The organism is Phormidesmis sp. 146-33, assembly GCF_052939515.1.
Genome location: NZ_JBJPHU010000010.1, coordinates 97,226 through 107,128, shown reverse-complemented (window position 1 = coordinate 107,128; position 9,903 = coordinate 97,226). Strand labels below are relative to the sequence as shown.

General features: G+C 48.5%; 12 protein-coding genes and 1 pseudogene. 9 read left to right on the top strand and 4 right to left on the bottom strand.

Features of this window, described 5'->3' with window-relative positions; genetic code table 11:
• A pseudogene (locus ACJ2PR_RS06685) lies at nucleotides 1-242 on the bottom strand (magnesium chelatase ATPase subunit I); the annotation flags it as partial.
• A 171-nt stretch (nucleotides 243-413) separates the two neighbouring features.
• Between ACJ2PR_RS06685 and ACJ2PR_RS06680 the strand changes: the two are divergent.
• The 3 genes from ACJ2PR_RS06680 to ACJ2PR_RS06670 all read left to right on the top strand — a co-directional run bounded on the left by ACJ2PR_RS06680 (nucleotide 414) and on the right by ACJ2PR_RS06670 (nucleotide 3,549).
• Nucleotides 414-791 carry a hypothetical protein gene (locus ACJ2PR_RS06680; RefSeq protein ID WP_446876448.1) on the top strand — a complete coding sequence of 126 codons (378 nt, stop codon included), beginning with the start codon at nucleotides 414-416 and terminating at the stop codon, nucleotides 789-791.
• 102 nt (nucleotides 792-893) lie between these two features.
• Nucleotides 894-1,715, top strand: coding sequence for a 4-hydroxy-tetrahydrodipicolinate reductase (gene dapB, locus ACJ2PR_RS06675; protein WP_446876447.1), 822 nt, complete (start codon nucleotides 894-896; stop codon nucleotides 1,713-1,715).
• A 1,114-nt stretch (nucleotides 1,716-2,829) separates the two neighbouring features.
• Nucleotides 2,830-3,549, top strand: coding sequence for a PEP-CTERM sorting domain-containing protein (locus tag ACJ2PR_RS06670; RefSeq protein ID WP_446876446.1), 720 nt, complete (start codon nucleotides 2,830-2,832; stop codon nucleotides 3,547-3,549).
• Between the two features lie 88 nt (nucleotides 3,550-3,637).
• Here the strand turns inward: ACJ2PR_RS06670 and ACJ2PR_RS06665 are convergent, their stop codons facing one another.
• The 3 genes from ACJ2PR_RS06665 to ACJ2PR_RS06655 all read right to left on the bottom strand — a co-directional run bounded on the left by ACJ2PR_RS06665 (nucleotide 3,638) and on the right by ACJ2PR_RS06655 (nucleotide 5,677).
• On the bottom strand, nucleotides 3,638-3,913 hold the full coding sequence (locus ACJ2PR_RS06665; RefSeq protein WP_446866290.1) for a MoaD/ThiS family protein: 276 nt from the start codon (nucleotides 3,911-3,913) through the stop codon (nucleotides 3,638-3,640).
• 75 nt (nucleotides 3,914-3,988) lie between these two features.
• Nucleotides 3,989-5,293 carry a threonine synthase gene (gene thrC / locus ACJ2PR_RS06660; RefSeq protein WP_446862102.1) on the bottom strand — a complete coding sequence of 435 codons (1,305 nt, stop codon included), beginning with the start codon at nucleotides 5,291-5,293 and terminating at the stop codon, nucleotides 3,989-3,991.
• Nucleotides 5,294-5,419: 126 nt separating this feature from the next.
• Nucleotides 5,420-5,677: a MoaD/ThiS family protein gene (locus ACJ2PR_RS06655; RefSeq protein WP_446866292.1), complete on the bottom strand. Its 258-nt coding sequence runs from the start codon at nucleotides 5,675-5,677 to the stop codon at nucleotides 5,420-5,422.
• A gap of 132 nt (nucleotides 5,678-5,809) precedes the next feature.
• Here ACJ2PR_RS06655 and ACJ2PR_RS06650 point away from each other — a divergent pair, with 132 nt between their 5' ends.
• From ACJ2PR_RS06650 to crcB, 6 genes are all read left to right on the top strand, one after another.
• Nucleotides 5,810-6,364 carry a Uma2 family endonuclease gene (locus ACJ2PR_RS06650; protein ID WP_446876445.1) on the top strand — a complete coding sequence of 185 codons (555 nt, stop codon included), beginning with the start codon at nucleotides 5,810-5,812 and terminating at the stop codon, nucleotides 6,362-6,364.
• Between the two features lie 50 nt (nucleotides 6,365-6,414).
• Nucleotides 6,415-6,969, top strand: coding sequence for a Uma2 family endonuclease (locus ACJ2PR_RS06645; protein WP_446866294.1), 555 nt, complete (start codon nucleotides 6,415-6,417; stop codon nucleotides 6,967-6,969).
• Nucleotides 6,970-7,023: 54 nt separating this feature from the next.
• Nucleotides 7,024-7,365, top strand: coding sequence for a Pepco domain-containing protein (locus tag ACJ2PR_RS06640; protein WP_446876444.1), 342 nt, complete (start codon nucleotides 7,024-7,026; stop codon nucleotides 7,363-7,365).
• A gap of 68 nt (nucleotides 7,366-7,433) precedes the next feature.
• On the top strand, nucleotides 7,434-8,900 hold the full coding sequence (locus tag ACJ2PR_RS06635; RefSeq protein ID WP_446866296.1) for a caspase family protein: 1,467 nt from the start codon (nucleotides 7,434-7,436) through the stop codon (nucleotides 8,898-8,900).
• 138 nt (nucleotides 8,901-9,038) lie between these two features.
• Nucleotides 9,039-9,383 carry a glutaminase gene (locus ACJ2PR_RS06630; protein ID WP_446866297.1) on the top strand — a complete coding sequence of 115 codons (345 nt, stop codon included), beginning with the start codon at nucleotides 9,039-9,041 and terminating at the stop codon, nucleotides 9,381-9,383.
• A complete protein-coding gene (gene crcB / locus ACJ2PR_RS06625; RefSeq protein ID WP_446862094.1) occupies nucleotides 9,353-9,820 on the top strand; it encodes a fluoride efflux transporter CrcB in 468 nt (155 codons plus the stop codon). Before ACJ2PR_RS06630 ends, crcB begins: the two co-directional genes overlap by 31 nt.
• Nucleotides 9,821-9,903 lie beyond the last annotated feature (83 nt).

Here is a 9,903-nt window from a genome sequence, read left to right as displayed (position 1 = left end):
GCAACCACTTCGATCTCTGGCAACAGGTCAGCCAACGCCCGAATCGTCGTGGATTTGCCCGTGCCGCGATCGCCCATGATCATCACCCCACCAATTTTGGGATCGATCACATTGAGCAGGAGGGCCAGTTTCATTTCTTCTTGACCGACGATCGCGGTAAAAGGAAAAACAGCACGACGGCGAGGAAAGGGCGCGAGGGCAGACCGCCCGTTTTGGGAAGTAGCTTCTGTCGTAAAGGTCACGAGATTACCTACGAAATTAAAGAAATTTTAATCAGCGTATCCAATTGTGACATATCACCGGGGGCTAAAATCTTTGACCTTGAACGGTTCTACCAAGTAACCCTGGAAGTTGAAGAGTGAACAACCGACTTCACGCTATGATAGAGCACCGGATTTTAGCTGGCCCACGCCATGAGCAACGAACGATTAGAAGTCATTGATGCCCGCCTCGAAAACCTCACCGCCGTTAGCATTCGCACCGCAAACAGCCTCGAAGCCTCTGCCTACCAGATTGGGCTGATGGCTGAAGGCATTACTGCTGTGAGACAGGATATTTCTGAGATACGTCAGGAAATGGCAGAAATGCGCGTCTGGATGGCTGAGTTTCGAGAGAGTTTGAGAGATCTCAGGATAACCGTTGACCGAATCATTGAAGCGACTGACCGAATCGCTGCAACGGCCGAGCGACAAGCTGCAACGGCCGAACGGCAGGAACAAAACATTACTCGACTGGTGGCGATCGTGGAGCGTCAGGCGCAAATGATGGGAGACTTGTTGCCAAGAACCTAATTCATAAGAACCTAATTGAAGGGGCAACGCCGATTTCGAGTTACCCGCAAAGGGTCGCGTGATTCTAAAATGCCCATAGGTGATCAACAACGGATTTCAACGATGGCTAATCCAATTCCGGTCGTGGTGAATGGTGCAACGGGCAAGATGGGGCGCGAAATCGTGAAGGCGGTGTCTCAAGCAAGCGACATGACGCTAATCGGAGCCTTATCCAGAAACCCTGACCTTGTGGGGCAAGACATTGGTGAAGTGATTGGCTGCGGAGCCTTAGAGGTGCCGATTCTCAATGAGTACGAATCGACGATGGCCATGCTGTCTCAAGAGCGCGAATTGGGCGTGGTTGTGGATGTGACTCACCCGGATGTAGTGTACGGCAACGTGCGATCGGCGATCGCTTACGGAGTGCGCCCCGTCGTTGGCACCACAGGGTTAACGGCTCAACAGATTCAAGACCTGGCAGAATTTGCCGACAAAGCCAGTACCGGATGTCTGATCGTACCCAACTTCTCGATCGGCATGGTTCTGCTTCAACAGGCGGCTGTGCAAGCGTCTCAGTACTTTGACCACGTTGAAATCATTGAATTGCACCACAACCAAAAAGCTGACGCACCAAGTGGCACAGCCGTCCAAACGGCCCAAATGCTGGCTGAGATGGGCAAAACCTACAATGCTCCGATAGTGGACGAGACCGAAAAAATTACTGGAGCGAGAGGGGCCCAGGCTGATGAAGGGATTCGGATTCACAGTATTCGTCTACCCGGTTTGATCGCCCATCAAGAGGTCATTTTTGGGGCACCCGGTCAAATCTACACCTTGCGCCACGACACGAGCGATCGCGCTTGCTATGTGCCCGGTGTCCTCCTCTCGATTCGCAAAGTGTTGCCGCTCAAGACATTAGTGTACGGTCTAGAAAAAATCCTGTAGCTCTCGATTAGCCTTTCATACAGGACATTTCATTCCACCTCACGCCTCACGCCTCCCTCCTCACGCCTCATCAAGCCAAGATGAAGTTCTAAGTCACTTTCTCTGTAAAACCACGCAATAGGGTAATATCTCAGCAGAATTTAACCCAACGCTGCAATATAGCAAGATCTCCTCCTGGTTGACTGACAGAACTCCTGAAGCCCCCGTTTTTTGTAGGTTGGTTTTGAGCAACGCGAAGCCCAGCAGTCGCCTCTCTCACGTTGGGTTTCACCGAGTTCAACTCAACCTACTGGAAAAGATCTGTCAGTCAATCAGAGTTACAAGTTCAAGGACGTTTCCTAAATTCCTCCTAAGTGAAGAACTTTGAACCGGAAATCTGGTCTGAAAGTTTCTCAAAATTGGCAGCTTGGGAGGCAGACGCTTGATACCGAAGCAAAAAAGCCTTGTTGAACTGACGGCAGCTTTAGGTATCCTCAAACCTTACGATATCCGCGATGAAATTGGCTGATCCGGAAAAGCGATCGACCGTTTATTTGATCAAAATAGAGACACTTGAGAACATATTGCTTTGGCTAAACCGTCTCAAAAATAAGCGCGAATTGGGTTAAATTTGTCATTCTAGATATCAGTCGATTTGCTTCTCAGACCAATGTTAATGATCAAATCTCTCGCCTGATCGAGTTTCACTACCCAATATTCGATTTTCCGGATTCCCATCCGAGGTGAGTGCAAGAAGTCATTACAACGATTAGCTGTTTGAGATTTAAAGCTGGCAGGCAGTCAGTCCTGACAAGCGGTCAGTTTTTATATCACACCTTAATGATTGGGCGACGGTCTTACGTCCAACCAGCCTTTTAACAATCTGTAAGTGATAGTTCACGGCGCGATCGGACTGATTCTAACTTCAGTTTGATTGACCGTTGAAATTGTGATTTTAATCAATGCCGACTTAGCGCTACCCAATTCTAAATCGGGTTGATTTTGCGACTCCAATTCTCTGTGTTTTGTTGCACAGAAAGAACGTCGTCTCAATTTTTTTGAATCACTTACTTTGTGAATCAATCATCAGGTGCCTACTCAGATACACCCTTAATTTTTAACCTCAAAAAGCCCCATGATCAGCAATTCATTCACTCAGAAATCGATCGTTCAAGCCCTTTTGATGACGGCGGCCGTTGCCGGATCTGCTCTAGTCATCTCTCCTGCTCAAGCTGCGGTGATTCGTCAAGGCGACCTACCCAGCGATGGCGTGACCAACGTCAAAGACTTTGGATTTGCAAAGGTGACCTCCAGCCCCAGACCCTTTGAGCGCAAAACCGTCGGCGGTGTGACGGGCATTGGTGTACAAGGCGGAAATGTCGGCGGAGAAATCGACAGAAAAGATAACGAAGCCATCACGGTTGACTTTCTCAAAGCAGAAACGATCGGCTCCTTTGACCTGGCATTCTTGTACGACACAGGTGTTTTCAGCGACTTTGCAGGTGAGATTGCCGCAGTGACAGCTAATGGCATTCAAACGGGTAAGCTGACTGTCGTGGACGCAACCAATGCTTTGTGGAGTCTTGGCGGCATTGTCACGAACCTCTCAACTGCGGGATCTCAAGCGGGAGGCGGTGCTTGGCGGATCGCAAATCCCTTTGGCAACGCCGCAGTCAGCCAGCTTAAATTTGCGGCTTTCCCCAACGGAGGATCAGGTGGCGCAGATTCTGACTATGCGTTTGTACAGTTAGAAACCGTCCCCGAACCCACCACGATTTTGGGACTGTTGGCAGTCGGTGCCTTGGGTGTAGGGTCGCTCAAAAAGCGTAAACTGGCCAAGGAAACTGGGCTTTAGACATTAGACTTTAGACCGGAGATTTTAGACTGGGAAGCATTTTGAGTCTCTGGTCTTTAGTCTCTGGCCTTTAGTCTCCGCCTGGGTGTTAGCCACCCGCGATCGCGGGAATGATGCTCACTTCGTCGCCATCTTTGAGCGGTGTGTTGACTCCTTCTAGAAATCGGATGTCTTCACTGTTGACGTAAAAATTGACAAATCGGCGTAGCTGCCCTTGTTCATCGCAGATTCGAGCTTTGATACCGGGGCAGCTTTTTTCGAGCGACTCTAACAACTCGACAATGCTGGTGCCGTCACAGTCGATCGTGGGCTGGTCGTTGGTCAATTTCTGAAGCGGAGTGGGAATGAGAACTTTAACAGACATGGGGGGAAAAGAAGGGATGAGGGATGAAAAAGTGATTGGGGCGTTTGGGGACGATCGCTGAACCTCTTGAACTAGTTACACCAAAACTTGTTGCCATTCGAGGCGATCGAGGGTTTTCGATCGTTCTAGGGCGCGCTCAAAGCTGTCGAGTTTGGGTTCGATGGTGAGGGGTTCGCCGATGTAGCCCTGGACGGCTTCTTGGGTTTTGAGTCCGTTGCCTGTGATGTAGACGACGGTAGTTTCGTCAGGGTTGATCTTACCTGCTTCGACGAGTTTTTTCAGGGTTGCAACGGTGGTGCCGCCTGCGGTTTCAGTGAAGATGCCTTCGGTTTCGGCGAGTAGCTTGATCGCGTCAATGATTTCGGCATCGGTGACTGATTCAATATTGCCGTTGGTTTTGCGTGCTAGGTCAACTGCATACACGCCGTCAGCGGGATTGCCGATCGCTAACGATTTTGCCACAGTGTTTGGCTTGACGGGAGAGATAAAGTCGCGACCTTCTTTGAACGCTTGAGCGATCGGGGAGCAACCTTCTGCCTGGGCACCACTAAACCGAACGTGCTTGTCTTCGACCAAACCGACTTCGACAAACTCTCTGAAGCCCTTGTAAATCTTGGTAAACAGCGAACCCGAAGCCAGCGGAGCGACGACATGATCCGGAAGCTGCCAACCTAGCTGCTCGATCACTTCGTAGCCCAAAGTTTTAGAGCCTTCTGAATAGTAAGGACGAAGATTAATGTTCACAAAGCCCCAGCCGTGGGTGTTTGCTACTTCAGAACAGAGGCGATTGACCTGATCGTAGTTGCCATGCACTGACATGACGGTCGGGCCATAAATCAGCGTCCCCAACACTTTGCCCGCTTCGAGATCAGACGGGATGAATACACAACACTCTAGACCTGCGTGGGCTGCGATCGCCGCTGTCGAGTTGGCCAGATTGCCTGTACTGGCACAAGAAACGGTGGTGAAACCCAACTCACGCGCACGAGTCAAAGCCACCGATACCACGCGATCTTTGAAGCTGAGGGTTGGCATATTCACTGCATCATTTTTGATGTACAGCTTTTTGAGTCCTAGTCGTCGTGCCAGTCGGTTTGCTTGAATGAGGGGAGTCATGCCTGTACCCACGTCGATCGGGTTGTCAGTAGCGACGGGCAAAAACGGACGATAGCGCCAGATCGAGTGAGGCCCGGCTTGAATGGTTTCGCGAGTGACGGTGCGCCGCAAAAAGTCGTAGTCATACTTGACCTCCAGCGGCCCGAAGCACATTTCGCAAACGTGACTGGCTTTCAGTTCGTATTCTTCACCACATTCTTTACACTTCAAAGCGCGAAAGGCGGCGGTTGTAGATTGCGTTTTCAGTTCGGTCGCCTGGGGCATGACTTAAAACTCCCTTGGTGCAAGCGTTTTGCTATTTCATGGTTGAATCTCGACTGATACTATCACGGCAAAAATAACTCGTCAAACATACCCGACTATTTTTATCGGGATTAAGATTGGCTGCTTTCATCCCCCACTCACCGGAGGAATCAACACCACTTCATCTCCGGCTTGCAGGGTGGTTTGGGGTTCGACAAATTGGAGGTTGACACCGAATCGAGTGAGGTTGCGCCATTCAGCGAGTTGGGGACGATCGTTAATCAATCGATCGCGCACCATTTCCACCGTTGCCCCGATCGGAAGGTCTAGCGTCAGTTCTGAAACGCCGTAAGCTTCCTGGTAGGCAGCAAATAATTTAACGGTCACGGTAATAGAGTTGGACATAGCAAGTGAGTCAATTTGAGAATGGGAGAGCAAGACAAGCGATCGCGATCCAGTTGTTTGAACAAAAGATTCAATGCATAAAATATTGATAGCTACGATCGATAGTACTGCTACAACGATAAGAGAACTGTCATGACAACCATCACCGCAAAATGGACATTAGACGAATATCACCGCTTGGTTGACACTGGCATTCTGGACGATCGCCACGTTGAGTTACTGAAAGGAGAAATCGTCGAGATGTCGCCCGAAAAAGAACCTCATGCTTATTGCAGCGGTGAAGCAGGCGAGTATCTCATTGGTCTACTTGATGACCGTGCAACCGTTCGGCAAACAAAGCCGATTACACTACCCAATGGTTCTGAACCTGAGCCAGATGTTGCGATCGTGCAGCGCTTGGGGCGCGAATATTTTGATCATCATCCCTATCCAGAAAACATCTTCTGGCTGATCGAATATTCAAACTCCAGTCTAAAAAAAGATTTAGAACTCAAAAGCAATATTTACGCTGAAGTTGGAATTCAAGAATACTGGGTTGTCAATCTCAAAACATTTAAGCTGATCGTGTTCCGAGATCCGCAGGATGGAGAATACGCTTCCAAAATGACACTTTCTACTGGAACCCTTCAGCCTTTGGCGTTTCCTGACATTGCTGTGAGCGTCGATCGCATCGTTAATGGACTTTAAGCCTGACATCCGCTGACGATCGATCACATTAGAACGATAAGAGAATTGTTATGACAACCATCACTGCAAAATGGACGCTGGACGAATATCACCGTTTGGTTGACGCTGGCTTTCTGGACGATCGCCACGTTGAACTACTGAGAGGAGAACTGGTCGAGATGGCACCTGAAGGAAAACCCCATGCTCACCTCAGCACAAATGCAGGCACTTACTTGATTCGACTGTTAGGCGATCGAGCCATGATTCGTCCTGCCAAGCCAATCACCTTGCTTGAAAATGGGTCTGAACCAGAACCCGATTTAGCAATTGTGCAACCGCTCGGACGTGAGTATCTAGACCATCATCCCTATCCAGAAAACATCTTTTGGGTGGTGGAATATTCTTACTCCAGCTTGGATAAGGATCTGGAAATCAAAAGCAAACTCTACGCAGAGGCAGGAATTTTAGAATACTGGGTTGTCAATCTCAAAACATTTAAGCTGATCGTGTTCCGAGATCCGCAGGATGGAGAATACGCTTCCAAAATGACACTTTCTACTGGAACCCTTCAGCCTGTGACGTTTCCTAACATTGCAGTGAGCGTCGATCGCATCATCAACGGCTGACCCTAAAAACCGTAAAATTTCTGCCATGATGTATAAAAATCCTCCTAAGTTGTCATGTCAGAAGAAAAAATTTGGATTATCACCGACTCTGAACCGCTTGTCGATCGCCCTGATGGGGCAAGAGGATGGGGAGAAGAGTTGCAGCAGCGGGTCCAGGTATTTCGCGAAAAGCAGCTTGATGTCGCTGAACTAGAGCGCAAGATGGAAACATTTTTGCAGATGGTTGGGCGGATTTTTAGTCAAGCAGAACAGCAAGCGCAAGCGCAATCAAAAATAAAGCTTGATGAAATTGAACTATCGGTCGAAATCAGTGCGGAGGGCGAGATTAAGCTAGTTGCAGGCGGAAAAGCAGGCGGAAAAGGCTCGATTAAGTTGAAGTTTAAAAGGGTGTCGTAACGCGATCTTTCAGAGCTTGATCCAGCTAGTTACAGCAATCCTTTAAGCGGCAGTCGGTCAAAACGAGAATGGCAAGGAATCAAGCGATCGTCATCGGCATCAATCAGTATGAGTTTCTGCAACCGCTTCGATATGCCAAGCAGGATGCTCTATTGATGCGAGAGTTTTTACTCAAAGAAGCAGGCTTTGACCAGGTTTTCTTTTTCTCAGATGACTCGCCTGCTTGGAAAGGGAAGTCAACTCGTCCTTCGCGATCGAATCTGCTGCGAGTTTTGCGTGAGATTGAGGCTGCTTGTCCGATGCAAGATGGCGACAATTTTTGGTTTTTCTTTAGTGGTCATGGGATGCGCGGCGGTGAGCAAGATTATTTGATGCCGCTGGATGGCGATCCGCATGACATTCAAAACACGGGCATCTCGATCAATCATATTACCGATCGCTTGCGAGGCTGCGGGGCAGATAATGTGGTACTGATGCTGGATGCCTGTCGAGAAGGGGGAAGGAAGGGCGGAAGTTTGGGCGAGCAGACAGCGGAGCGATCGCGGCAAACTGGAATGGTCAGCTTGTTTTCTTGTAGTCCTCATCAATATTCTTACGAGATTGAAGCGATCGCACAAGGGGCGTTTACAAAAGCGTTGTTAGAGGGTTTGGGGCACTGTGCCACGGTGGAGCGATTGAGCCATTATCTAGAGCGGCGAGTCCCTGAGATTCTGCGCGACAACAATCTTCGGGCAAATCAAACGCCTTATACAATTGCCGAACCGATCGCAAAATCTCATCTGGTGTTGATGCCAAAACATGCCACGCTTGCGGATGCTCAACCGTTGAAGATGGATGCTCTTGAGGCGGAAGCGAATGAGGATTACCGATTAGCAGAGCAGTGCTGGATTCGTGTGCTGGTGGTTTCTCCAGGAGATCGGCAGGCGATCGATGCAATCAAGCGGCTCGATCGTAAGTCTCATTTACAATCTGCCGAGCCGCTCTCACCCCAACCCTCTCCCGCAGGAGAAGGCGCAAGAAAGCAAGCTTCTACTTCACGCAACGCCACACCAACTCCTCGCACTGTCCAAACTTTTGAGTTTGATATTGTCAGATCAGTTGTTCTCTGGCCTCTTTGGCAAAAAACTGAGCGAAGATTACGCCTATTTATTGCTGAGAAGTTGGAAGCCGAGTATAAAACTGAAGACTGGATTGCTCAGGTAGAGGCCAATTGTCCCAATCTGAAAGTTGATATCTTTGACCCCTGCCGCCAAAAACAGGAGAATGAAAAGAAGAAATTTGGCGATCGCGCTTCTATTAATTTATTAGACTTTGCTTATCCCTTAGATCTTTACAAAATTATTGCTGCTTATTGGACAGTGTTTCAGCCGGTCTTAAAGCAAGATAAAAAACACTGGGAGCAGCGCTTTTCTCTTCTCATTAAGGTGCGTACTTCAATGGCACACATGCGAGACGAATTGATCGCATCTCACGAGCGGCAGCTTGCAGAAGCTTACTGTGATGAAATTCTTTACTTACTGGATCAGGACAAATAAGTAGATGAACAATCTTTCTTCTTACTTTCTTCTTAAGAGAAAACTGTGAGAGGAGAAAATCCGCTAATCTATAGGAAAATTACTTTTCAAGAATCTCTGAGAAGCGATTGGCCAATCCCCCTCGTATCTAAAAAAGTTATGAGCGAAATAGACCATCCCCTTCAGGCCTATCTCGAAACGCTCTACCTCAAATACAAACTGCTGAATGAAGGCAAGCTGGCTAGCTACATTCCCGAATTGGCGAAGGCCGATCCAGACTGGTTTAGTATTTGTGTGGTCACCGTCGATGGGCGAATTTTTGAAGTCGGAGATGCCGATCACCTCTTCACAATCCAGTTCATCTCGAAGGTGTTTGTCTATGACATGGCCCTGGCAGAACATCTGGCAACCTCATGGCTTCAGTTCTATCGAAAGGAGTGGTATGAAGAATTTGTCCTTTCTGAGAATCTGGAATGCTGTCAAATTTATTACAGTCTGCGTTGATTGGGTTGAGTCGATCGCTGGCGCTCATCTTACCCAACGATCCTGCACTACGTGCCCCTTTAGCAATTTGTTTGGGTGCGATTCCGGGGGCGTTAAGTCGATATTATTTAACCTTATTTTTTAGCCGCTGGCTGGGGACGGATTTTCCGTTTGGCACCTTTTTTATTAACTTGACGGGTGCTTTGATTATGGGATTTTTTGTCACCTTAACGTTGGAGCGATCGCTCACTTCTCCCGACCTACGCTTTCTAGTCGCTGTCGGCTTTTTGGGGTCTTATACGACCTTTTCGACCTACGCGCTAGACACCTCTGCACTCTGGCAAACCGGACAAAAATCATTGGCACTCTTTTATGGGTTAGGAAGCGCAGTTTTGGGAATTGCCAGTTTGGAATTGGGAAAACTTTTAGCTCGATTTTTCTTTAGAAATCTACCCTAATGGTATCCGTTTTTCTCGCCTCGATTTGCGCTCCCATACCCTAGACGCAAGCAGAGGAGTAGAATAAAAACTTATAAAGCCTA